The organism is Mucilaginibacter sp. (assembly GCF_028288185.1).
Classification (GTDB): Bacteria; Bacteroidota; Bacteroidia; order Sphingobacteriales; family Sphingobacteriaceae; genus Mucilaginibacter.
On sequence record NZ_JAQBOF010000025.1, the window covers coordinates 1 to 25,306 of the forward strand.

A 25,306-nucleotide genomic window follows, 5' to 3' on the forward strand; every position below is an offset into this window, starting at 1 on the left:
CGCAGCAGAAGTAGCCGTAGGCCTGGCAATAATTGTAAAGATATACCGCAACACAAATTCGATAGATATTAATGTGTTGAACAGGATAAAATGGTAGCTTAATTTCGGATTTGAATTAATATAATAATAAAGAAAAACGTAATACGTACAACGTCAAACGAACAATATAACAACATGGATAAATACATCTGGCTTATTCCTTTATTACCGTTAGCCGGTTTCGTTATTAACGGCCTTGGCCGCAATACTTTGTCAAAAGGCGTTATAGGCTTTATTGGCAGCTTGTTGGTTTTAATTTCATTTGGGTTAAGCGTTGCTGCTTTCTTCCAGATCAAATCTACCGGACAACCAATAAATGTTGATTTGTTTACCTGGTTCTCTGTTGGTGCATTGAAAGTTAATTTGGCTTTCCTGGTAGATCAGTTAAGTTCTATAATGCTGTTGATCATAACGGGAGTAGGGTTTTTAATTCACCTGTATTCTGTAGGTTATATGCATGATGATGACGGCTTTGGTAAGTTCTTCGCTTACTTAAACCTGTTTGTTTTCTTTATGCTATTGTTGGTATTAGGTTCAAACTATCTGGTAATGTTTATAGGTTGGGAAGGTGTGGGGCTTTGCTCTTACCTGCTGATCGGCTTTTGGTACACTAATCCAAACTATGCTGAAGCCGCAAAGAAAGCATTTATCATGAATCGTATTGGCGACTTAGGTTTCCTGATAGGCATATTTGTAATATTCCATACGTTTGATAGCATAGCATACGCTGAGGTATTTAAAAGAGCGGCTTATGTACATGATGCACCATTTGTACTCATCACTTTATTATTATTTGTAGGTGCGGTTGGTAAATCGGCACAGTTGCCATTATTTACCTGGCTGCCTGACGCGATGGCCGGCCCAACCCCGGTATCAGCCTTAATACATGCTGCAACCATGGTTACTGCTGGTGTTTATATGATAGCCCGCTCAAACATCCTCTTTACAATGGCTCCTGAAACAATGGAGGTTATTGCCATCATCGGATTAGCGACAGCGGCATTTGCGGCATTGATAGCCTTAACACAAACAGATATTAAAAAGGTATTAGCTTATTCAACTGTATCGCAGTTAGGCTATATGTTTTTGGGTTTAGGTGTTGGTGCTTATACGGGTGCTTTTTTCCACGTATTAACTCACGCTTTCTTTAAAGCGTTATTATTCCTGGGTGCAGGTTCTGTAATTCACGCCATGGGTGGCGAGCAGGATATGCGTAAAATGGGCGGATTATCAGGTAAGATAAAAATTACGTTCGTTACCATGTTGGTTGGTACTATTGCTATTGCAGGCATACCGCCATTCTCTGGTTTCTTTTCGAAAGACGAAATTTTGGCCGCGGCCTATGCCCGTAGCACCACATTTTATGTAGTAGGTGTTATCACCGCTATGTTAACCTCATTCTATATGTTCCGGATGATGTACCTAACGTTTTGGGGTAAATTCCGCGGGACGCATGAGCAGGAACATCATCTGCATGAGTCGCCGCCAAGCATGACCATTCCATTGATCGTACTGGCTATATTATCAGCCGTTGGTGGTATGATAGGCGTACCGGCAGTAATGGGCGGCCATCATGAGTTGGGCGCATACCTTGCCCCGATTTTTGAAGCATCACACAAAATATTAGGTGAGCATGAATTAGCTGCCAGTACAGAATGGTTATTGATGGGCCTGTCTGTTGGCGGCGCTTTAATTGCCATGGTTTACGCTTATGTAAAATACGTTAAAAACGCGCATGTACCTGTTGAAGATACCGAAGAGCGTTCACTATTAGCAAACTTATCTTACCATAAATTTTATGTTGATGAGATCTATGATTTCCTGATCCGCAGGCCGCTTGATGCTATATCAGGGTTCTTCTACAACGTTGTAGAGCGTTTAGGCATTGACGGATTGGTGAATGACATTGGTAAAGGTACATTGGAATCAAGCAAGGCTTTGCGTTTACTACAAACGGGTAATGTAGGTTTCTACATATTTATGATGGTGGCTGGTATCATTGCCATATTACTGTATAGTTTAAAATTGTTTACCATATAAAATGACGGTTAGTATATTAATATTTTTGCCGGTTATTGCGGCGCTTGCTGTTCTCTTCTTTAAGAACGAAACGGCTAAACACGCGGCATTATTTTTCTCTGTTGTCGAACTGGCAATTGCCGGTATATTCCTGGCTAATTTTGTACCCGATGCTAGCACACAATTTGCTGTTGATGTACCATGGATAGTAAAACTGGGTATTTACTTTAGCGCAGGTATTGATGGGATCAGCATGATCATGGTATTGCTTACTACGGTGCTTGTTCCGCTTATAATTTTAACCACCTACAAACACCAGTATAAAAATGCCAATGCTTTTTACGCCTTGATATTATTTATGCAGGCAGGTATGCTGGTTGTATTTACCGCTTTAGATGGGTTTTTATTCTACGTAGGTTGGGAAGCCGCATTAATACCTATCTATTTTATCTGCTCACTTTGGGGCGGCGAAAACAGAATCCGTATCACCATTAAATTTTTCATTTATACGTTTGCCGGTTCGTTATTTATGTTGCTGGGCATTATATATATGTATATGCAATCGCCTGGGCAAAACTATAGCATAACCGAGTTTTATGCCAGCAGTCAGCTTACTACAGGCCATTCAGGTTTGGTATTCTGGGCCTTCTTCCTGGCGTTTGCTATAAAAATGCCGTTGTTCCCGTTCCATACGTGGCAGCCCGATACTTATACCGAAGCACCAAGCGCAGGTACCATGATGCTATCGGGCATAATGCTTAAAATGGGTATTTACGGCGCTATAAGGTGGTTGATACCTATTGCACCGGCAGGCTTTTTAACCTGGCAAACGGTAATTATTATAATGGCGGTAATCAGTATTGTTTACGGCTCGATCATTGCGTTTACGCAAACTGATGGTAAGCGTTTGGTTGCTTATTCATCCATAGCACACGTTGGCCTTATTGCCGCAGGTATATTTGTTTGGAACGTACAAGGTGTACAAGGTGCCATGATACAAATGCTTAGTCACGGTATTAACGTGGTGGGTATGTTCTTTATATGGGATATCATCAGCACTCGTTTAGGTACGCGAAATATTAACCAGCTGGGTGGTATAGCTAAAGTTGCTCCGCATTTTTCTATTGCTTTTTTAATTATTGTGTTGGGTACGGTGGCGTTGCCATTAACTAATGGTTTTATAGGCGAGTTTTTATTATTAAACAGTGTTTATCAATATAGCATTTGGGTAGCCGCGGTTGCCGGCCTAACCATTATTTTTGGCGCGGTATATATGTTGCGTATGTATAAAAATGTAATGCAGGGCACCACTAATGAATTAACTGCTACGTTTACAGATATTCATGGCTCAGAAAAATTAGTATTAGGTATTATCTGTGTGTTAATAATTGGCCTGGGTATATATCCGCAGCCAATATTACACATATCATCAGCCGCTGTCGAAAATTTGGTACACAGTGTAAGATTCCCAGTTAAGTTTTAATTATGAATACTATAATAGTTATATCTGTTTTACCTATAGTGCTTTTGTATTTAGGTTTATATAAAATGCAAAAAGCGTTGTTGCCGGTAACCGTTGTTGGTTTACTTGCTGCATTAGGTTTAGCAATAGCGCAATGGAACACCGGCGCTGTACCAGAATATCATGGAATGATATTATTTAATAATTTTTCTGTTATTTTTTCATCAGTTGCCATTATATCAACCCTGTTAATACTACTGCTTGCTAAAGATTATTTTGAAAAGATAAGCAACCATGTAGCCGAGTATTATGCTATTATTTTATTCTCCCTGGTGGGGATGATTGTAATGGTTTCTTACTATAATTTAACCATGTTATTTATCGGCATAGAAATAATGTCGGTAAGCTTGTATATACTGGCAGGTATTAAGAAGAACGATTTTGCATCAAACGAAGCAGCATTGAAATACTTCTTAATGGGTGCTTTTTCAACCGGCTTTTTATTATTCGGCGTTACTTTAATATATGGCTCAACAGGTTCATTTGGCTTGGAAGCTATTCAAACATGGGTATTAGATCATGCGGTTGTTGCCCCTATGTTATGTGCCGGTATAGTATTAGTTATTGTTGGCCTATGCTTTAAAGTAGGGGTAGCTCCGTTCCATTTCTGGGTACCGGATGTGTATGAAGGTTCGCCGTCATTAATAACGGCCTTTATGTCTACAGTGTCTAAAATTGCCAGCTTTGCTGCCTTTTTACGCCTGTTTTCTACGTGTTTTCCGGTGTTATCTAATATATGGGCGCCCGCGTTAATTGTTATAGCTATTATAACATTATTTATAGGTAACATAACCGCGCTATATCAGCAAACCTTTAAGCGGATGCTGGCTTATTCAAGTGTATCGCATGCAGGTTATTTATTGTTTGCAATTTTAGCATTAGGTGCAAGCTCAACAAATACCATATTTGTATATGGCACCGCTTATTCTATAGCCACAATTACAGCCTTTGGCGCGTTAATACTTGTACAACAAGAAACAGGAAGCGATAGCTTTGACAGCTTTAACGGACTAGGTAAAAAGAACCCGTTCCTGGCGTTGGTATTAACCATAGCCATGTTATCATTAGCAGGCATACCGCTTACAGCCGGCTTTATAGGTAAGTTTTTCGCCTTTAATATGGTATTGGGCAAAATGCATATCGCGTTAGCTATTGTAGCGGTTATTAACGCTATCATCAGTATTTTCTATTATTTCAGGGTTATTGTTGCCATGTACTTCCGCGGTACAGAGCGCGAGCAGATCGTGGTTTCGCCTTATTATGTTTTTGTGTTAGGCTTTACAGCACTGGCAACAATTGTAATAGGTGTGTACCCGCAATTGATTAGCGGACTCATTTAATGAGCAATCAAAATCCCAAAAAATGATTTAATATTTGTAGTTTTACAAATATAGTGAATGGAAAATTTTTGGGAACACCTGCAAAATTTAACAGACGCTCAATCCATTTTAAGTAAGGGAGGGTTTTACTTCCTGCTTATTGTAGTTTTTGCTGAAACAGGTCTGTTTTTCGGTTTTTTTTTACCGGGTGATTATTTATTATTCATGGCCGGTCTGCTATGCTCATCAGGGATGATCGATGTATCATTGGGTACATTGCTGTTATCCGTAATTTTGGCAGGTATCTTAGGCAATTACACAGGCTATTGGTTTGGTTACCGAACGGGGCCAATACTGTTCAACAAAAACGATTCATTGTTCTTTAAAAAGCGCTACATAATAATAGCCGAGGAGTTTTATGCCAAGCACGGCGGCATGGCATTAGTTTTAGGCAGATTTTTCCCGATAATAAGAACTTTTGCGCCTATCTTTGCAGGCGTGGTTAAAGTAGACTTTAAAAAGTTTACCTTATATAACTTAGCAGGTAGCATAATGTGGGTAAACACATTTATCTTATCCGGTTATTTTTTGGGTAGAAAGTACCCACAATTAAAAGATTATCTGGAATACGTAGTATTAGGATTAATAATAGTTACAACAATTCCGCTTATTATTGCTTTCTTAAAAAAGCGATTAGTAAAAAGCGAATAATAAATTATAATAAAATAAATGAGTACACAACATCCATGGCACCAGGTTTCGCCGGGCGATAACATTCCTGAATTTGTAAATGCGGTAATTGAGATACCTAAGGGATCAAAAGCTAAATATGAAATTGATAAAGATTCGGGCTTGTTAAAACTTGATCGTGTATTGTTTTCATCAGTAATGTACCCCGCTAATTATGGCTTTATCCCGCAAACTTATTGCGATGATAAAGATCCGCTGGATATATTAGTATTATGTTCTATCGATGTGTTCCCGATGTCCATCATTGAAGCCAAAATAGTTGGCGTAATGCACATGGTTGATAATGGCGAGCAGGATGATAAAATTATCGCGGTAGCAAAAAATGATATGTCTATAAACTATATTAACGATTTACAAGAGCTGCCGCCACATGCCATGAAAGAGATAGTACGTTTCTTTAAAGACTATAAAGCTTTGGAAGATAAAAAGGTAACTATTGAGCATATGTTGGGTAAGAAATACGCCTACAAAGTTATTAATGAAAGTTTAGAACTATATAAGTCTACTTTTCCTGTTTACCAATAATTAATTGATGGCGCCTGACCTCTACGTAAACGGATATTATATTGTATTAACCATATTCCTGGTTTTCCTGAACGGTTTTTTTGTGGCCGCAGAATTTGCGTTGGTCCGCGTTCGTAGTTCGCAAATTGAATTAAAAGTAAAAACAGGTAGTCGCGTAGCACGGCTTACCCGTAGTATAATGGCTAATCTGTCGGGTTACCTGGCTGCAACACAATTAGGCATAACTATAGCATCGCTGGGCTTGGGTGTAGTTGGTGAAGACGTATTTACCCGTGTGATGCTGAACATGTTTAAAATGTTTGGCGTAGAGATAAAGTCTGTCCTGATTATTAATACAAGCCATGTATTTGCGTTTATTGTGATTACAGTACTTAGCATCGTTTTTGGGGAATTGGCACCTAAAAGGCTGGCCATACAAAGTTCCGTGCGTACTGCATTGGCAATATCTGCACCGTTGCGTATATTCTTTGTGATGTTTAAGCCTATAATCTGGTTGCTTAACAACTTTGCTAACTTTATTTTAAAACTATTAGGCATTAACGCTGTACAAGGCGAAACGCACCATAGTTCGGAAGAGTTACAATATCTTTTGGAACAAGGCAAGGAAACCGGTGCACTAGATTCGACCGAGCATGAACTGATCCAAAACGTGTTTGATTTTAACGAACGCGTGGTTAAAAACATCATGGTCCCCCGCACTAAAATATCGGGTATTGAAGTTAATGCTACCAAGGAGGAATTATTGGAAGTTTTGATAACAGAAGGTTATTCGCGTATACCGGTTTATGATGAGGTTATTGATAAGATAGTTGGTATAGTACATGCTAAAGATGTTTTGCCGCTACTGGCCCGTGATGAAGAGATCGTGCTAAAAAACATTATCCGCAAGCCATACTTTATCCCCGAAACCAAAAAGATAAACGACCTAATGGCCGAGCTACAGCAAAAGCGCATACAGATAGCCATCGTGTCTGATGAGTTTGGCGGCACCGCGGGTATGGTTACCCTGGAAGATATTGTTGAAGAACTGGTGGGCGAGATACAGGATGAATACGATGAGGAGAAGCCAATTGTAGAAGCAGTAAATGATCGCGAATTTATAGTGAATGCCCTGGCACCGATATATGATGTAAACGGCCACTTGCCGCATGACTTGCCCGAGGATGGCGACTTTGATACTGTATCCGGCTGGCTGGGCCATATATTTGGTAAAATACCTGATGTTGGCGAGCAGAAAGAATCAAACGGCTATAACATCACCGTACTAAAAAAATCCGACCAGAATATTGAATCGGTTAAGTTGGAACTATTGCTAAATGAAGAAGATACAGTAGATTTACACTAATCTGCCTGCCAATGCATCTTTTTTATACACCTGATATTGCCCCTGCACATCCTCAATACTTTCTTAACGAAGAAGAGAGCAAGCATGCCGTACGCGTTTTGCGTTTGGAGGTTGGCTCGGAAGTACAATTGATTGACGGCAAAGGAGGGCTATACACTGCGCAAATTAAAGACGCGCACCCAAAGCGTACTATCCTGCAAATTACCAATGTAATTACCAGTTATAATAAGCGCGACCATTACTTACATATCGCCATAGCCCCAACAAAAAACCTGGATAGGTTGGAGTGGTTTTTGGAGAAAGCTACCGAGATAGGTATTGACGAAATATCATTGATCATCTGCCAGCGATCTGAACGTAAAGAAGCAAAAACCGAGCGGCTAAATAAGATTATAACGGCAGCTATTAAGCAATCGTTAAAGGCGTTCCACCCGGTTTTAAACGAGGCTGTAACGTTCAATAAGTTTTTAGCACAGCCTTTTGACGGACAAAAATTTATCGCGCATTGCGAGGACAGTGAAAAGACAAGCCTTAGTGCTGAGATAGAAAAGCAAGGCAAATATTTAATATTGATAGGCCCCGAAGGTGATTTTTCGCCTGCCGAAATTGATGCCGCTTTGCAAAGCGGATATAAAGCCATAACTTTAGGTGATAGCAGGCTGCGTACAGAAACCGCCGCGTTAGAAGCCTGTTTTGAGGTGAATTTTTTAAACCGATAAATGAAGAAGATAATTGCTGCCGTTTGTGCTTGTATATTGCTACTAATAATTAGCAGCTTTAACACGCCAACCTATAAAATGGCCAAGCTTAAATATGCCGGCGGCGGCGATTGGTATGGCGACAGAACCGCTTTACCCAACCTGATAAAGTTTTGCAACGAAAATTTAAAAACTAATTTTCAGGCTGATGACGATATAGTTGAGCCGGGCAGCGCGCAGTTATTTAACTACCCGTTTATTTTTATGACGGGGCATGGTAACGTTATCTTCTCTGATCAGGATGCGGCCAATTTAAGAAAGTATTTAACCGGTGGCGGTTTCCTGCATATTGATGATAATTATGGATTGGATAAATTTATCCGCCCGCAAATGAAAAAGGTTTTCCCCGAGCTTGATTTTGTGGAGCTGCCGACTAATTATCCTATCTATCACCAAAAATATCCGTTTCCTAACGGCTTGCCTAAAATACATGAGCATGACGGCAAACGTCCGCAAGGCTTTGGGTTGATATATAAAGGCAGGCTGGTTTGTTTTTACACTTATGAGTGCGATCTGGGCAACGGCTGGGAAGATTATGGAACCTACGCTGGTGATACCCAGGAAAATCGCTTAAAGGCGCTAAAAATGGGTGCTAACCTTATTCAATTCGTACTAACGCAATAACTATCATGTACCAGCTAAAAGTAAATGGGCAATATGATTACGCGGTTGATAAAAATGGCGATGAATTATTGATCAATAATAAAAAAACACAAGCTGATATTAAACAGCTAAGCCCATCAACCTGGCATATTATTGAACAGTTGCGATCATACAACGTTGAGGTTATAGACTTTAATAAATCATTAAAAACTGCCCGGATCAGGGTTAATAATAATATCTACAACATTACAGCTAAAGATCAATTTGATGTACTGTTAGAAAAAATGGGTCTTAGTGGTTTAACTAACGCCAAAATAAGTGAGCTTAAAGCACCCATGCCCGGCATGGTATTAAAAGTTTTTGCCCAAGAAGGAGCCACGGTACAGAAAGGCGATAACCTGTTTGTTTTGGAGGCCATGAAGATGGAAAACATTATCAAATCTCCGGTTGATACCATAATTAAATCGATTAAAATAAAGCCGGGCGATAAAGTAGAAAAGGGGCAGGTATTACTGCAGTTTGCATAAAAAAAGAGCGGTCTGAATTTCAAGCCGCTCTTTTTTTTATGCCCATTCTTCAAGTCTCCCTTACCGGGAGAGATTAGAGGGGGCTTATTTTACCTTCTTAACACTAAAGTGTGGTTTGCCACTAGGGTGTATTTCAGGAGCGCCAACCAAATCCATTGCGCAACGGAAACCAACTTCAGCACTGGCATCATCTTCGTTCATAAAACGACGGGTGGCCGGATTTAACCAATAGGCCATATCATTCCATGAACCGCCTTTGTACACTTTTGAATGATTACTCACCAATGTAGTTGTACCATATAAGCTGGTATTAACTGTATCTACAAATCCCCTTGCATCAGCATTGTATGGCTTGCCTGCTAGCGGATCTTTCGAAGCAGTAGCTACGCTTGCTTTTTGCGAAGCAATCAGTTCGGCATAAGTCATCTTTTTAGCTGCTTTTGCAGGATCTTTTATAGGGCGACCGTATTTGTCTTTAGCATATTTACCTGTTGCCGGGTCGGCCAAACGTTTGTCAGTAAACTCATTACCACGGAACGGGTTAAAATCATCCACATCCTCAAACGTCATTTGGCGATAAGTATCTTGTACCCACTCATTAACGTTACCGGCCATATTATATAAACCAAAATCGTTTGGAACGTATGATCTGATAGGTGCTGTAATAAAAGCTTTATCATTTAAATAACCACCAACACCGCCATTATCACCCTGGCCACGTTTAAAGTTAGCCATTATTAAGCCACGGGTATCTTTTTTAGCAGAACGTACGCCTAAACCATTCCAAGGATATATTTTACCATCGGTAATATTTTCAAACTGGGTATTGCCTGCGTAAGCTAAAGCAGCATATTCCCACTCGGCCTCTGTAGGTAAACGGTAGGCTGGCTTTAAAATACCATCTTCAACAATTACAGGCCTAACCGCTTTTTTAGCACCGGCAACCGGTTTGCCATTTAAATCAGCAGTCATTTTTTTGCCGTCAATACCCGCGCCTCTAAATTGGTTATTTAAATACATATCTGTATTAAAAGGGATTTTCTGGGCTGCTGCCGCTGCAGTGTTCTTTTTAATATAAGGGTTAAGTATTTTACCTTGTTGTTGTAAAATAAGCTCATTGGTACGATCTGTACGCCATTGGCAATAATCCTGCGCCTGGTCCCAGGTAACACCCACTACAGGATAGTCCTGAAAAGCAGGGTGACGTAAATAGTTATTTACATACGGCTCATTGTATGATAAAGGCCTGCGCCATACTAAAGTATCGGGCAATGCATTATAATACAACTCATGATCTGTAGGGAAAGTCGCGCTTATCCAGTGCAGGTAATCCAACCAGTCCTGATTAGAAACCTCGGTTTCATCCATATAAAAGGCAGGGATAGTTACACGTTTACGCACATTATTGTACTCGAAATTAATGTCCTGATCGGCACTGCCACCTAAAACAAAAGTTCCGCCTTCAATAGCAACTAAGCCCGGGCCCGGAGATGGGTGGGTTTGCCTAAATTTAGAATAACCATAATTTTTATCATTATAAGGTATTCCTGTTTTTTGCGATTTAGACGACTTTTTAGAACAGCTACTAAACAACGTTGCAATCACCAGCACTATAACAGTGTTAGTAAAAAGTATTTTCATATTTTTACAATTATATATAGGGTAAATTTATAAAATATTTTAAATAAAATACTAAACTAAATTTGGCGTTAGTTAAACAATTACGCCTGTTTTATCCTTTTAACGAAGAAAGTAGTGATAGTGTTGCATCGCCAGGCAATTTTTAAAATAAAAAACTTATGCCAGCTTATTACCCAAACACATAATTAGCCTATATTTAGCCAATTAAACAAAAAGACTAACAATGAAGTTTTCTTATAGTAAGACCTCTTTTATATCTATCATACTACTATTACCTTTATTTGCAGTTGCCCAAACCGGAACAAGTACTAACGGAAGCGGTTCAAACTCCATACCTACAGCAGTGCCTTTTTTAAATATATCGCCCGACTCACGATCAGGCGCTATGGGCGATGCGGGCGTTGCTTTGTCGCCTGATGTTAATGCAAATTACTGGAACCCGTCAAAACTTGCTTTCTTAGATAGTGCTGCTAACAGCATATCCTTATCATACAGCCCGTGGCTGCGCCATTTGGTACCCGATGTTAGTTTATCTTATGTAAGTTTTGCGCATAAGCTTGATAGCAGAAATACAATAGGTGCTTCGTTAAGATATTTCAATTTGGGTTCCATTCAATTGGTTGATGCCAACCAAAACGACCAGGGCACTTATCGTCCCAGCGAGTTTTCGTTTGACGTGTCGTTCGCCCGTAAGTTTGGTAATAATTTTTCATTGGGTTTAACCATGCGTTATATTCATTCCAACTTATCTAATCAATCATTTGCATCCGGCTCAAGCCAGCAAACTAAAGCAGGCAACGCGGTAGCTGCCGATGTATCCATGTATCATACCAACACTTACCAGCAGTTTGGTAAGGATGCAACTTTTAGCTACGGATTGGACATTTCAAACATAGGCTCGAAAGTTAGTTATTCTGATGTTGGGCCGGCATACTTTTTACCCACCAATTTAAAATTGGGTATAGCTAATACTTTAAATATTGATGCCTTTAACCAGGTAACCTTCGCGTTTGATATTAATAAGCTGTTGGTGCCAACCCCACCGATAAGAGATGCAAACGGTAATATTATTTCAGGGCATGATGATGATATATCTGTTCCGGCAGGTATATTTGGATCATTTAGCGATGCGCCAGGAGGTTTTAGTGAGGAGATAAAAGAGATTTCCTTCTCGCCGGGTATTGAATATGTGTATGATCAGCAGTTTGCTATACGCGGCGGTTATTTTTATGAAAACGCGGCTAAAGGCGGCAGGCAATATATAACCTTAGGACTGGGCCTTAAATACGATATTTATAAATTCGATTTTTCATACCTGGCAGCCAGCCAGCAAAGCAGCCCATTGGCTAATACGTTAAGGTTTTCGCTATCAGTAAACTTCGGGGCCAGAAAGTAATATGAGTAAGGTAAGAGTAGGCTTTGGCTTTGATGTACATCAACTAAAAGAACAACATCCATTTGTTTTAGGCGGAGTGAACCTGGAGCATCATGCAGGTGCCTTCGGCCACTCTGATGCCGATGTTTTACTACATGCCATTTGCGATGCCCTGCTGGGTGCAGCTAATCTGCGTGATATAGGTTTCCACTTCTCAAACACCGATGACCGTTGGAAAGGCATAAGTAGCTTAAAACTGTTACAACATGTAATGGTATTGCTCCGCGAAAAAGGCTGGGAGATTGGGAATATTGACGCTATGGTATGCCTGGAAGCACCCAAGATCAACCCGCATATCCCCGCTATGAAAACTCATATAGCCGGTGCCGCCGGTATCAGCGAGGATGATATCTCCATAAAAGCTACTACTAACGAGCAACTGGGTTTTATAGGCCGCGAAGAAGGCGTTGTTGCTTACGCGGTTTGCCTTATTGAGAAAGATTAATAGTTGAAGATTAAAGATTAGGCCTGTCCGCGGGATCTATTAATAGTTAACTAATCACCAATCTCTTACTCTAATCACTATCTGCGTGTTCCACATTGAAGGTGTCCCGATGATACGGTTTGGTACACCTGTTTTTGCAAATGGTTGCAGGCTAAGCGATTATTTTTTTGACTTCGATTTCATTATTCAGTTTGGTACACTTTTCATGACTTTTAAGTAAGTTTTGGTACAACTGTTTAGTGACAAAAGAATGTCACCATAAGTTGTCAGATTTAGTTGTAACCCTCTCCAAAGGAGTTCTATGGACCGCATGTTGGATGATTTTATACGCTTTCCAATTGGCGCTCTTAATACACCTATAACTACAATTTCACGCGTTTTCACGCTACATAAACGCAATAAACCGTTTGAAGCACAAGTAGCCTTTGCGCTCTTGCCAGCCAGATATAATTACGCCATCGGCCCGGCACATTTTGTAGCAACGGGTTTTAATCCGTTGGATATGTAAATTTTAGAAAATGAATGTTGTAGGCATGACACTTATTTACGGTTCTTATTTTTCTTTTCTTTCAGTACAACGGATTAAAATCCGTTGCTACAATAATGATATTGGGTTACGCATCTTAGCGATCATACAGGTGAAATTATAATCCTCTTAATCCTATAACTGTTCCGGTTTGTGCAATTTAATATCCCAAAACTTAACTAATCTTGCACGCAAGTTTTTATAAAAGATTAATAACCGTAACTTCACAATATGGAATTTAGAAAGTTCTCGCCGTCCGACATTTTAAAGCCCTACGTTAAGCATTATTATATTTTTAAATCTGATCTGAATATTGAGTTTGAAGATACGGTGTTCCCCAGCGGTGATATGGAAATGATCTTTAATTTAGGCGAGGGTACATGGGAGTCGGCTGTAAATAATCAATTCTTAAAAACCCCGCCAATAGAGCTGTGGGGACAAATAACCAAGCCCTTGTCCATAAAATCTAAAGGCAGGCACACTATGCTGGGCGTTAAATTTTTCACCCACTCGGCAGCCTACTTTTTTAATGATAGTATTAACGTGTTTAATGACCAGATTATTGACTTGTCTGCGGTTATTGGCAGTTGTATACAAACTTTGCACAACCAGCTTTTTGAGGCAAAGACTGACGAAGATAAAATAGCGCTGATAGAAAACTTCCTATGGCAAAAATTATCAGCTAACGAAAGAAGGTCTTTCCAAATTAATAAAGTGGCTCATATACTGGCAAGTATAAAAAACGTTTCGCCGGATAATAACTTTGGCCATATCGCTTCAAAACATGGCATAACTTCCAGGTATCTTCATAAACTAATTTATCAGCATACCGGCTTATCGCCCACATCATTTAATAAAATAAACCGTTTCCAGTTCAGTTTAAACCTGGTTGCTAAAAACGAGCAGCCTTTAACCACTATTGCGTACCATTCCGGTTATTTTGATCAATCTCATTTTATCAGGGATTTTAAATTATTTACCGGTGTCACTCCATCGGCTTATGCAGAAAGCATTACGCCTGTTAACCAGCTTTTGCAGCAATAAGTTAATACTGTTCCGCTCTGTACAATTTTAGTGCTTAGTGCCCGCCTACTTTTGTTATTATAAAAAATAACAAAATATGAACTCTTATCAAACATTTTATCAGCTGCATCATAATGAAACGCCTTTTATACTAGGGAATATCTGGGATGTAAACAGCGCCAAAGTATTAGAGGCTAATAATTACCCGGCAATTGGTGTGTCAAGCCAGGCCCTATCAAACGCTATGGGGTATGATGATGGCGAAAACCTGCCCTTTGAAATACTGCTCCAACTGGCTAAAAAGGTTGTTGAGGTCGTAAATATTCCTTTTTCGGTTGATATGGAAGGCGGCTACAGCCGCAATGTTGATCGCATTATTGACAACATTAACAAACTGCATGATGCAGGTGTAGTTGGCATAAATTTAGAAGATACCATAGCAGGCACTACCCGACAATTACAGCCGGTAGCCGCGTTTCAAAAAACGTTGGAAGCCATAACCAACCACATTAGCCGGAATAACTTACAGCTGTTTCTAAACATCCGTACCGATGGATTTTTGTTGGGCATGCCAACTGCGCTTACCGAAACCCTTACCCGCATAAAAAATTACGAAAACCTGGGTGTTGACGGAATATTTGTGCCCTGCATTACTGAACGTAGTGATATTGAAACGGTTGTAAAAGCCACCAAACTGCCGGTTAATGTTATGTGTATGCCGACTTTGCCTGATTTTGACGCGTTAAAATTATTAGGGGTAAAAAGAATAAGCATTGGCCCATTTCTTTTTAATAGTGTATACACTCACGCCGGTAAATTGGCAAAGGCCATTATAGCTGATGGCAACTTCTCATCAATTATTTAACAACACCATTCACCAAAAAAAATAAAAAATGAACTTACCAAAAAGAGCGGAAGACGCTCACAGCACACTTGCTGCCGCCTTTAATACAGGCAACGTAGCCACCGTAATGAGTATGTATGATGTTAACGGTATTATTGTGCCCGAACCCGGCAAGCCCGTATCAGGCAAAGAAAAATTTGAAGAAGCTGTAAAAGCTATTCTATCCATTAAAGGCACTATGGAAATTAAAACGGTTTATTGCCTGCAAACCGGCAGCATTGCCATAGGCCGGTCTGAATGGAGCATTACCGATGGCGACGAAGTGAAAATAAGCGCCAAAGGCATTGAAGTAATGGTTGAGCAACCCGATGGCGGTTGGAAGATTATTATAGATCATGCATTTGGTGCAGAGAGCAATTTAACAGTATAACAATAACACCCAATATAACGACATTGCTAAAACAAGAGCTATCGGCTCGATTCACTTTATAGCAGCGGGTTTTAACCCGTTGAATACATAAAGTCTAAAAATGAGTGCCGTAGGCACGGCGCATATAATATGGGGTCGTACCTACGGTACTTTTACTTTTTCTTATGGTAATACAACGGATTGAAATCCGTTGTTGCAACATTGGTCAAGGCTACGCCTCTGTTGCAAATCTTTTATCGCTGTTAGTTGGGATTATAAATCCGGACTAAAGTTTTTAAGCCTACTGCAAACCAACACTGCAAACTAGTTAACTACCTCTTCACCCGCTCCGTAACATTCCCTGTACGCTTCAAGACACCCCAGGCGTTTAGTTCGCCTTTCATGGCTTTGCGTAAGGCTTTAAACAGGATGTAATACATTAGCTGGCGCCATATAAAACGCTGCGGAATGATGTACACCAGTTTCTTGTAATCTTCCTTTTCCATCCAGAAAGCCAGGATGCCTACAATGAAATCTACCAGCACGAAGATGACATAATAGGTAATGATCTTGCCCGGCTTATCGCCAAACAGGCCAATGATCATAAACAAGTCGGCCAATGGCGAGAACAGCGGCAATATGATCTGGAATATCAGGATATTAGGCATACCCACCATCCCAAAGAATTTATATTTTTTGTTGAACAGCGCGCTGCGGTTTTTCCAGAAACTTTGTATAACGCCAAAACTCCAGCGGAAACGTTGTTTAAGCAACGCGTTCAATGTTTCGGGGGCTTCTGTATAGGCTATGGCCTCGGCGCAATTTTTTATGATGTAGCCTTTTTTAAGGATCCGCATAGTTAAGTCGCAATCCTCGGCCAATGTATCGGTAGTAAAGCCACCGGCCTGGAACACCGCCGATTTGCGGAACGCTCCGATTGCACCGGGTACTACGGTTATACTATTGATCAGGTCGAACGCGCGCCTGTCCATATTTTGGGAGGTGATATATTCTATTGATTGCCACGTGGTGATGATGTTGGTATCATTACCAACTTTAACCGTGCCAGCTACCGCGCCAATTTCGTCATCAGTAAAATAGGTCATTAAATGATAAATGGCATCATCTTTTAACTGGGTATCGGCATCAATACAAACTACAAAATCATGGCTTGCATGGGTTATACCAAAGTTTAAGGCCGATGCTTTACCGCCATTAGGTTTGGTTAAAACCATTACCCGAGGGTTATCGCCATAGGCGGCATAAACCATATCATAAGTTTTGTCTTTCGACCCATCATCAACAAATATGATCTCGAAATGCCGGTACTCTGTCTTTAATAAACTTTGAATGGTTTTTATTACGGTAACCTCTTCGTTATAGGCAGGCACAATTATACTTACGGGCTGTAGTTTCTTTTTCTCGACCCTTATACGGTATTTGGCAAAGCTTTTGCCTTCGGTATATTGCCTTAGCGCTAAGATCCCTATTAATACAATACGGCCAATAGCCAGGAAAATAGCCGACAGGAACAGGTATAGTAAGAACCAGTTGCCATAAAAATAACTAACCACAAATACATCATACAAAGAGCCCATAATGCCACCCTCGTGTTTTACCCGGGGCATCAGGTCGTCTTTTGTTTTATCTAAAATATCGGCAATGGTAGTAAACTGGTAGCCATGGGTTTTAAAGAAATGTATAATTTCGGGCAAGGCCTTTACGGTTTCCTCGCGGGTATCGCCGCCGGCATCATGCAATAATAACATCGATCCGTTGTTGGCCTGCCTTATGGTACGGGCAACAATACTGTCTTTGGTAACGCCCGGCTGCCAATCCCACGGGTCTATAGATTCGCCTATGTTGATATAGTTTTGTTTGCGACTTTCGGCCACAGGTATAACCTCTGCAAGAGTTTGCGGTTCGGCATCGGCATTAAAAGGCGGGCGAAACAGAATAGTGCTATGGCCGGTAACAGATTCTATCAACTTACGGGTAGCATTTAACTCCAGGTTTACACGCTCAATACTTACGGTTGATATATCAGGGTGGAAGAACGTATGATTGCCAATTTCAAAACCTTCTTCATACTCACGGCGAAGAATCTGCATGTTTTTTTCGCCCATTGATCCTACGACGAAAAATGTCGCCGGAACTTTTTCGCGTTTTAAAATATCCAGTATCCTTGGGGTAAAGTCCGGGTCGGGTCCGTCATCAAATGTTAAAACTATTTTGCCCGGTTTGTAACCATATTTGCGGATAACATATTTGGTAGGCAGTTTTATATAATTCTGATTAGTAATAACGTAATTAACCGTATCCAGCTTAACATCTATCTGGCCTCTAACAGGTGTGGTTATCAGGTCAAGCACCTCGCCATCGCCTTCGTAGTTTATCTTGTTATTTAAACCCACGTATGTTAAGCGCTTAACATCAACGCCTGTTTTCCTTAAAGAATCAATAGCCAGGTTTTTCTGGAAGAAGCTCCACATACGTGGGTCCTCACCACCAAGCCGCCATAGCGCGACACCGCCAGTATCCCAATCATCCGCCATGCGGATAATGTTGAAATTTGTGGCAGCATCTGTAAAAACAACGGTGTGGTTTAATCCGTCCTGCCCATCATAATTGTAATGAAGGTTGGCTGATACCGGGTCATATATTATTTTACTCTTTTTTTCGTGCGCGGTACTAATGGCGGTTTGGTAGCCAATGGGTTTACCTACGCTATTCTCTGGCCAATCAACCCCGCCGCCAAATACGGTTAAAATAACTTTCTCGCTGGGTATGCGCGAACATACTTCGTCCAATATCTGTTCTACCCAGTGCTGGTTTGATATGTCGCCCGCGTTACTATCCTCTGTATGCTGGTTAATGGCCATAACAAATAGGAAGTCGTTAATATGCTGAAGGCGCTCCAGGTCAAATTGTTCATCATCCGGAATAACATTTTGTGTTACCAAAAAGCCTATGGGATGAAGCGTGTTATATAGCTCCTGCTCAAACGTAATATAGTTGAGCTCGTTGCGGTTTTTTATGTTGTCGAAATCAAGGTTAACGCCTTGAAACTTATACTTATTTAGCTGATTAACAATGCTATTTATAAAAGTGGTACGCAGCTTTTTACTTTTAATAATGCGCTCAATATCCTTGGTGTCAAAATCGCCGGTAGCATTGTTGTAATTAACATAGTTGCTTAAAGTAACCAGTACCGGCTTTTTGTATTTTTTGTTTAGATTAACAAGGCCGGTATCAATCCTGGCTTGTATGGTATCGGCGTTGGGTTTAATAATAAAGCCTTCGCTTACTATCATATCCAGCCGGGCGATATGTTCAACCAGCGAGTTGTAAGCCTGGGCTTCCCATGCGCGGTAAAAGCCGGCATTGATACGATCTTTATTATTAGGGTGTTTTATGCGATACAAACTGCGGGTGCGTTCCAGCTTTTGTATTTGGTCTTTATCTATTTTAAAATTTTTAAATTGCTTAGAAGCCTTTAGCTGTTCAAGCTCTTCTTTAGTAAGTTTTTTTGGTGTCGGATTTAAGTTGGGTAAACTAGGATATTGCTGCGAAGTAATGGTAATTACCGAGCCTGCCACGCTACAGATCAAAACAATTAATAGTATACGGCTAAGCCATTTAAAACGGTTCCATCTACCTGGGGTATCAGCTTGAAAAACCTGCTTGTCGGCCATTAATTACTAAAGATTATTACTAAAGATTTAAGTAGAATGTATTTAGGTTGGTACTATTTAAAGTTTTTATCAGTGTCGATGTTTGAAAAATCAACGCCGCATTTGCAGTTCTCGCCACAGCCTTTTTTAGCAAATAAATTTCTATACATCAGCCTGCCGATGTAAAATACAGCCGCCGCAAATATGATCAAGATTACTATTGCCTGTATATTCATGGTCACAAAATTAATACATTTTATTAAGAAACGTATATTAAGTAACGCCTGATACTGAACTTGTGTTTTTTTACTTTGAAATGTTGTGGGGATTGGTAATGTTAAACATAGTCTTGGGCTGTAGTTAAAGGTTTTGATAAAGCAAGTATAATGTCTAAATTAGAGTTATGGGAACATATATGACACTATGTTGCTTGATGCAAAAGATAAATAGCCTATCCCAATAAATGTAATCTGGTAGTTAAATTTACATTATCTTCTCACTTAATCCCTTTATCTTTTTAAAAATCCATATATTAACCTTACCTTTGCGCCAAATTTTAAAGGCATTTCATGCAAAAAATAAGAAACATTGCGATCATCGCACACGTTGACCACGGCAAGACTACTTTGGTTGATAAAATTCTGCACAGTTGTGCAATCTTCCGTGAAGGCCAGGAAACTGGTGAACTGATATTGGATAATAATGACCTGGAACGTGAGCGTGGTATCACCATCGTATCAAAAAACGTTTCGGTAATGTATAAAGATGTTAAGATCAACATCATTGACACACCTGGTCACGCCGACTTTGGCGGCGAGGTTGAGCGTGTATTAAAAATGGCCGATGGTGTTTTAATACTTTGCGATGCTTTTGAAGGAGCTATGCCCCAAACCCGTTTTGTAACACAAAAAGCTTTGGCCTTAGGCTTAAAACCTATTGTGGTTGTAAACAAGGTTGATAAAGTAAACTGCCGCCCCGAAGAAGTTTATGAGCAAATTTTCGAGTTGTTCTTTAACCTTGAGGCTACAGAAGATCAGTTGGATTTCCCGGTAATTTACGGTTCGTCAAAACAAGGATGGATGAGTACCGACTGGAAAAAACCTACTGAAGATATATTCCCGTTGATGGACGCTATTTTGGCAAACATCCAACCACCGCCAATTAGCGAGGGTACTTTGCAAATGCAGATCACGTCATTAGATTATTCTTCGTTCGTTGGTCGTATTGCTATTGGCCGTGTTGCACGTGGTGTTATTAAAGAAAACATGCCCGTATCATTGGTAAAACGCGATGGTACTATCCAAAAAACAAGAATAAAAGAACTATATACTTTTGAAGGCTTAGGTAAGGTTAAAGCTAACGAAGTTAGCGCCGGCGATATTTGCGCGGTGTTAGGTATTGACGGTTTTGATATTGGCGATACTATTGCTGATTTTGATAAACCGGAGCAATTGGAAGTTATCCATATTGACGAGACTACCATGAACATGTTGTTCACTATCAACACTTCACCATTTTTTGGTAAAGAAGGTAAATTTGTAACCTCACGCCACTTACGTGATCGTTTGTACAAAGAGATGGAGAAAAACCTGGCACTAAAGGTTGTTGAAACCGAGTCGCCGGATTCATACCTGGTTTATGGCCGTGGTATTCTTCACTTATCTGTATTGATCGAGACCATGCGTCGCGAAGGATATGAGTTACAAGTGGGCCAGCCACAAGTAATTGTTAAAGAAATTGACGGTGTAAAATGCGAACCGGTAGAAACACTGATCGTAGACGTACCGGGCGATGTTGCAGGTAAAGTTATTGAGTTGGTAACCCAACGTAAAGGCGACCTGTTAGTAATGGAGCCAAAAGGCGATCTACAACATTTAGAGTTTGATATCCCTGCACGTGGCATTATTGGTTTACGTAACAACGTATTAACCGCTACCGGTGGCGAGGCTATCATGGCTCACCGCTTTAAAGCTTACGAGCCATGGAAGGGTGTTATCCCGGGCCGCTCAAACGGTGTATTGGTATCAATGGATACAGGTAAAACTACCGCTTTCGCAATTGATAAATTGCAGGATCGTGGTCGTTTCCATATAGATCCGGGAGTTGATGTTTATGAGGGTCAGGTTTTAGGCGAGCATATCCGCGATAACGATTTGGTTATTAACTTAACTAAAGGCAAGCAATTAACCAACATGCGTGCATCTGGTAGTGATACCAACGTACGTATCGCGCCTGCCATTAAATTCTCATTAGAAGAGTCAATGGAATATATACAGGCTGATGAATACATTGAGGTTACTCCTCAAAGCATCCGTATGCGTAAAATATATTTGAATGAAAACGAGCGTAGAATAAACGCTAAGAAGTTTCAGTCATAATAGCTTAATAAGCTAATTGTTATTAAAAGAGCCGCAATATTGTGGCTCTTTTTTTGTTTAGGTATTACCAGTATATTTACGGTTAATAGTATGATGAAAAGGTATCTCTATATTTGTTTTGTATTACTGACTGCGTTGTATATAAACGCTTGTAAGAAAGAGGTAAAGTCAACCAATATTTGCCTGCACGACTCATCTATTGACTATATGAAACGCTGGGCGATATTAACCACCCAGACTGACGTTTTTGAAACAAACGGTGCCGTTAAAAGCCGTACCGTTATCCATCCCAATGGTTTTTTCCAGATCAACAGCGATTTTACCTATAATTTGTTTAGTGATGACGCGCCAGTAAACGGCAAATGGAACATCAATAAAACCTGTGATTTTGTGCTTAATCCAAACACCGCTAAAGAACGCCGGTTTTTAGTTATTACTTTGTCTGATGATTCATTAACACTGCGACAAACCTCTGGCCTTACATCTGTTACACAACGTTACGCGGCATTTAAATGCCCCAGTTTAGCCAGTTTAGAGTTTAGATGGGATAATGCTTTTACGCTGAGGGCTCCATATAGTACTGATACTGTTTTTAAAGCAATGCGCTCAAAACAGCCTGGCTATTTTAAATTAAATGCCGATGCCAGCTATAATCTTATTTTAGGCGCATTTAATGGCGTGCCCGCCCCACCACCGGCAACCGGTACCTGGGGAATTGCCCAACCCGGCTGCCTGCTTGTGCTGGATAAAAATAAGACGGATGAAAGATCTTACGAAGTGCAGAAATTAACGGCCGACTCGCTTGTTATATGGCGAAAAGATACTGTTATTAAGCAGAATTTTTTACAGCACTTTTTTAAGCATAAGTAATACCTGGCTTAATAATAAACCGTCAATAACCAAGTTATTTTAATAACCTGCATAAAAGCCTTAAATTAGCCGGATGAAAGGTAATGACCGGTTAAACCCCAATATATTCCACCCCAGATATGTACACCTTACCCAGTTAAGGGATGCAACCATCAAAAAAATAGAAGAGCTAACGGCCAATAATAAAGATTTGCTGCTGGTTGATTTTGGTTGTGGCGATATGCCTTACCGCAGTGTTATTGAACCGCATGTGGGTACTTATTTGGGTGTCGACCTGGAAATGAACCCCAAGGCTGATCATCATATCGGTTTTGACAGCAAAACCACCTTGCCTGATAATTATTGCGATATCATTCTTTCCAACCAGGTATTGGAACATGTGGATACACCATCAGGGTATTTACAGGAAGCGCTGCGGATATTAAAACCCGGCGGTTCTATCATACTAACCACGCATGGTTATTGGTATTATCACCCAACGCCTAATGATTATTGGCGGTGGACAAGCGCCGGCCTGCGTAAAACCGTAGAGGACGAAACCTTTATAGTTACCTCATTCTTCGGGATAATGGGTTTGGCCGCCAGCGGATTGCAATTGTTGCAGGATTCGATCATAAACAAACTGCCTAAATTTTTAAGGCCGCCGTTCGCGTTTATTATGCAGCTTAAAATTATTCTTTTTAATAAAATAAACTCGCAGCCACAGCGCGACAGGGATGCCTCTTTATATGTTGTATTGGCTCAAAAACCGCTAAAGTAATTAATGGAGCAATTTAACCTCTGCATCATTAAACCCAATAAAGATTCCTTTTCAGAAACCTTTGTGCGGGAACATATTGAGCGCTTGCCCGGCAATAAAAAAGTGCTGTATGGCGGTGTGTTCCCGGTTTATGACCACGAGGGTAAGTATCTCATCAAATCGCCGGTTGGTTTATTGAGCTATCTCATCCAGAAAAAAATATTTAACAAACTGGATATAAAGGTGCGTACACATGCCCTGGCAAAATATCTATCCAAAGAAAAAATTGACGTAGTATTTGCCGAGTACGGCATGGTTGGCGCATTGGTAACAGAGGCCTGCCAAATGGCAAACGTACCGCTGGTGATACATTATCATGGCGCCGATGTGCATCACCGGGCAACTATCATTCAATATTTGGATCTGTATAAACGGTCATTTAACTATGCCAGCGCCTTAATTGCGGTATCAGGCGATATGGCTGAAGCGCTGATAGAGTTAGGCGCACCTGATGATAAAATAACCAATGCCTCGTGCGGTGTTGACCCGGATGCTTTCCCCCAACTGGATATTTCTAAAACGGGCCGTACATTTTTAGCTATAGGCAGATTTGTAGAGAAGAAATCGCCAACATCGGTAGTAAAAGCGTTTAAGTTGGTGCTGGATAAATTCCCGGATGCTACTTTAAATATGGTAGGGCAGGGGCCATTGTTTGACGAGACAAAAGCGTTGATCCACCAATTAAAAGTAGAAAAAAGCGTTACTTTATCGGGCGTTTTAAACACGGCACAAATAAAAAATTTGTTTGCAAAAACACGTTGTTTTGTACAGCATTCGGTTACAGCGGCTAACGGCGATAAAGAGGGTACCCCGGTTACTATACTCGAGGCAGGCTCATCAGGCCTGGCCATAATAAGTACCTTGCATGCCGGAATAAAAGAAGCGATAATTAACGGAGAAACCGGATATTTGGTGCCCGAACATGATATTGAGGGAATGGCTGGTTATATGATGAAAATAGCCGGGGATGTAGAACTGGCCGTATCGCTTGGGGCTAAAGAAGCAACTTACATTCGCGAAAATTACGATATTAGAAACAGGATAAAAACTATAACAAAGCTTTTAAAACAAGCTATAGCAAACCATAAACATGCTTAAAAAAACATTACGGTCGTTAGTAAAGAACTTTGGTTACGATATAGTAAAACCAGACGAACGGTTAATAGTTGATGGCCTGCCCGCCGATTTTGATAAAGAAACAGTTGCTACCTACAAAAAGGTAAAACCGTATACTATGACTACGCCCGAGCGTATTGCATCATTATGCAACGCGGTAAACTACCTGGTCGACAATAAAATCGAAGGCGATTTTGTAGAGTGTGGTGTATGGCGAGGCGGCAGTACCATGGCCGCTATTGATACCCTGATGAAAGCCGGCGACAAAAGCCGCGAAATATATTTGTATGATACCTACGAGGGTATGTCTGAACCTACCGAGGCGGATAAAGTATTTACCGGCACTACGGCTGATGAGCTGATGACGACTACCGACAGGGACGACCCGACATCGGTTTGGTGTTACTCTACTATTGAGGAAGTGCAGAAGAATGTGGGCAGTCTTAATTACCCGGCAGCAAAAGTTCATTTTATAAAAGGCAAGGTTGAAGATAGCATCCCCCAAACCCTGCCGGGTAAAATAGCTTTATTAAGGTTAGACACCGATTTTTATGAATCAACCGCGCATGAGCTAAAACACTTATACCCGCTATTGGTACCGGGTGGTGTTATCATTATTGACGACTACGGCCATTGGGAAGGTGCCCGCAAAGCGGTCGACGAATATATAGAAGCCCAAAAATTACCATTATTGCTAAACCGTATTGACTATACCGGTCGTATCGGCATAAAATATTAA

24 protein-coding genes are annotated in these 25,306 nt (G+C 40.5%); 21 read left to right on the forward strand and 3 right to left on the reverse strand.

The features are described from left to right. The 10 genes from JWQ34_RS09590 to JWQ34_RS09635 form a co-directional block, all read left to right on the forward strand. A partial coding sequence (locus JWQ34_RS09590) for an NADH-quinone oxidoreductase subunit K (protein ID WP_367278609.1) occupies positions 1-97 on the forward strand: 97 nt, incomplete at its 5' end. 77 nt (positions 98-174) lie between these two features. Further along, on the forward strand, positions 175-2,079 hold the full coding sequence (gene nuoL, locus JWQ34_RS09595; RefSeq protein WP_299356914.1) for an NADH-quinone oxidoreductase subunit L: 1,905 nt from the start codon (positions 175-177) through the stop codon (positions 2,077-2,079). 1 nt (position 2,080) lies between these two features. Next, positions 2,081-3,541, forward strand: a complete 1,461-nt coding sequence (locus tag JWQ34_RS09600; RefSeq protein WP_299356916.1) for an NADH-quinone oxidoreductase subunit M — start codon at positions 2,081-2,083, stop codon at positions 3,539-3,541. Positions 3,542-3,543: 2 nt separating this feature from the next. Further along, the gene (locus JWQ34_RS09605) at positions 3,544-4,920 is read left to right on the forward strand and encodes an NADH-quinone oxidoreductase subunit N (protein WP_299356918.1); all 1,377 of its coding nucleotides are present in this window, start codon (positions 3,544-3,546) and stop codon (positions 4,918-4,920) included. 57 nt (positions 4,921-4,977) lie between these two features. Further along, positions 4,978-5,610 carry a VTT domain-containing protein gene (locus JWQ34_RS09610; protein ID WP_299356920.1) on the forward strand — a complete coding sequence of 211 codons (633 nt, stop codon included), beginning with the start codon at positions 4,978-4,980 and terminating at the stop codon, positions 5,608-5,610. A gap of 18 nt (positions 5,611-5,628) precedes the next feature. After that, complete coding sequence (locus JWQ34_RS09615) at positions 5,629-6,174, forward strand: inorganic diphosphatase (RefSeq protein ID WP_299356922.1); 546 nt, start codon at positions 5,629-5,631, stop codon at positions 6,172-6,174. A 7-nt stretch (positions 6,175-6,181) separates the two neighbouring features. Next, positions 6,182-7,519, forward strand: coding sequence for a hemolysin family protein (locus JWQ34_RS09620; RefSeq protein ID WP_299356924.1), 1,338 nt, complete (start codon positions 6,182-6,184; stop codon positions 7,517-7,519). 11 nt (positions 7,520-7,530) lie between these two features. Beyond that, positions 7,531-8,238 carry a 16S rRNA (uracil(1498)-N(3))-methyltransferase gene (locus tag JWQ34_RS09625; RefSeq protein ID WP_299356926.1) on the forward strand — a complete coding sequence of 236 codons (708 nt, stop codon included), beginning with the start codon at positions 7,531-7,533 and terminating at the stop codon, positions 8,236-8,238. Continuing rightward, complete coding sequence (locus tag JWQ34_RS09630) at positions 8,239-8,901, forward strand: DUF4159 domain-containing protein (RefSeq protein ID WP_299356928.1); 663 nt, start codon at positions 8,239-8,241, stop codon at positions 8,899-8,901. A 5-nt stretch (positions 8,902-8,906) separates the two neighbouring features. Further along, the gene (locus JWQ34_RS09635) at positions 8,907-9,407 is read left to right on the forward strand and encodes an acetyl-CoA carboxylase biotin carboxyl carrier protein subunit (RefSeq protein WP_299356930.1); all 501 of its coding nucleotides are present in this window, start codon (positions 8,907-8,909) and stop codon (positions 9,405-9,407) included. An 84-nt stretch (positions 9,408-9,491) separates the two neighbouring features. On the opposite strand, the gene JWQ34_RS09640 is transcribed toward JWQ34_RS09635, so the two are convergent. Then, entirely contained in the window at positions 9,492-11,048 is a 1,557-nt protein-coding gene (locus JWQ34_RS09640; protein ID WP_299356932.1) for an SUMF1/EgtB/PvdO family nonheme iron enzyme, read from the reverse strand. 223 nt (positions 11,049-11,271) lie between these two features. Here JWQ34_RS09640 and porV point away from each other — a divergent pair, with 223 nt between their 5' ends. The 6 genes from porV (at position 11,272) to JWQ34_RS09670 (ending at position 15,751) form a co-directional block, all read left to right on the forward strand. Further along, positions 11,272-12,444: a type IX secretion system outer membrane channel protein PorV gene (porV, locus tag JWQ34_RS09645; protein ID WP_299356934.1), complete on the forward strand. Its 1,173-nt coding sequence runs from the start codon at positions 11,272-11,274 to the stop codon at positions 12,442-12,444. A 1-nt stretch (position 12,445) separates the two neighbouring features. Next, positions 12,446-12,928 carry a 2-C-methyl-D-erythritol 2,4-cyclodiphosphate synthase gene (ispF, locus tag JWQ34_RS09650; RefSeq protein WP_299356936.1) on the forward strand — a complete coding sequence of 161 codons (483 nt, stop codon included), beginning with the start codon at positions 12,446-12,448 and terminating at the stop codon, positions 12,926-12,928. Between the two features lie 301 nt (positions 12,929-13,229). Beyond that, positions 13,230-13,436 carry a hypothetical protein gene (locus JWQ34_RS09655; RefSeq protein ID WP_299356938.1) on the forward strand — a complete coding sequence of 69 codons (207 nt, stop codon included), beginning with the start codon at positions 13,230-13,232 and terminating at the stop codon, positions 13,434-13,436. A 249-nt stretch (positions 13,437-13,685) separates the two neighbouring features. Beyond that, a complete protein-coding gene (locus JWQ34_RS09660; protein ID WP_299356940.1) occupies positions 13,686-14,498 on the forward strand; it encodes an AraC family transcriptional regulator in 813 nt (270 codons plus the stop codon). 76 nt (positions 14,499-14,574) lie between these two features. Next, complete coding sequence (locus tag JWQ34_RS09665; RefSeq protein ID WP_299356942.1) at positions 14,575-15,342, forward strand: isocitrate lyase/phosphoenolpyruvate mutase family protein; 768 nt, start codon at positions 14,575-14,577, stop codon at positions 15,340-15,342. 28 nt (positions 15,343-15,370) lie between these two features. Then, positions 15,371-15,751 (forward strand): DUF4440 domain-containing protein, encoded by a 381-nt coding sequence (locus JWQ34_RS09670; RefSeq protein ID WP_299356944.1) that lies wholly within the window; start codon positions 15,371-15,373, stop codon positions 15,749-15,751. Between the two features lie 311 nt (positions 15,752-16,062). Here JWQ34_RS09670 and JWQ34_RS09675 read toward each other — a convergent pair whose 3' ends face one another. Both JWQ34_RS09675 and JWQ34_RS09680 read right to left on the reverse strand, forming a co-directional pair. After that, the gene (locus JWQ34_RS09675) at positions 16,063-19,425 is read right to left on the reverse strand and encodes a glycosyltransferase (protein WP_299356946.1); all 3,363 of its coding nucleotides are present in this window, start codon (positions 19,423-19,425) and stop codon (positions 16,063-16,065) included. A 53-nt stretch (positions 19,426-19,478) separates the two neighbouring features. Beyond that, a complete protein-coding gene (locus JWQ34_RS09680) occupies positions 19,479-19,640 on the reverse strand; it encodes a FeoB-associated Cys-rich membrane protein (RefSeq protein WP_299356947.1) in 162 nt (53 codons plus the stop codon). Between the two features lie 333 nt (positions 19,641-19,973). Here JWQ34_RS09680 and typA point away from each other — a divergent pair, with 333 nt between their 5' ends. The 5 genes from typA to JWQ34_RS09705 all read left to right on the forward strand — a co-directional run bounded on the left by typA (position 19,974) and on the right by JWQ34_RS09705 (position 25,306). Then, a complete protein-coding gene (gene typA, locus JWQ34_RS09685; protein ID WP_299356948.1) occupies positions 19,974-21,782 on the forward strand; it encodes a translational GTPase TypA in 1,809 nt (602 codons plus the stop codon). A gap of 93 nt (positions 21,783-21,875) precedes the next feature. Next, positions 21,876-22,652 (forward strand): hypothetical protein, encoded by a 777-nt coding sequence (locus tag JWQ34_RS09690; protein WP_299356949.1) that lies wholly within the window; start codon positions 21,876-21,878, stop codon positions 22,650-22,652. 73 nt (positions 22,653-22,725) lie between these two features. Continuing rightward, complete coding sequence (locus JWQ34_RS09695; protein WP_299356951.1) at positions 22,726-23,412, forward strand: class I SAM-dependent methyltransferase; 687 nt, start codon at positions 22,726-22,728, stop codon at positions 23,410-23,412. A 3-nt stretch (positions 23,413-23,415) separates the two neighbouring features. Further along, on the forward strand, positions 23,416-24,549 hold the full coding sequence (locus JWQ34_RS09700) for a glycosyltransferase (RefSeq protein ID WP_299356953.1): 1,134 nt from the start codon (positions 23,416-23,418) through the stop codon (positions 24,547-24,549). Continuing rightward, the gene (locus tag JWQ34_RS09705; protein WP_299356955.1) at positions 24,542-25,306 is read left to right on the forward strand and encodes a TylF/MycF/NovP-related O-methyltransferase; all 765 of its coding nucleotides are present in this window, start codon (positions 24,542-24,544) and stop codon (positions 25,304-25,306) included. The genes JWQ34_RS09700 and JWQ34_RS09705 overlap by 8 nt, the downstream gene beginning before the upstream one ends.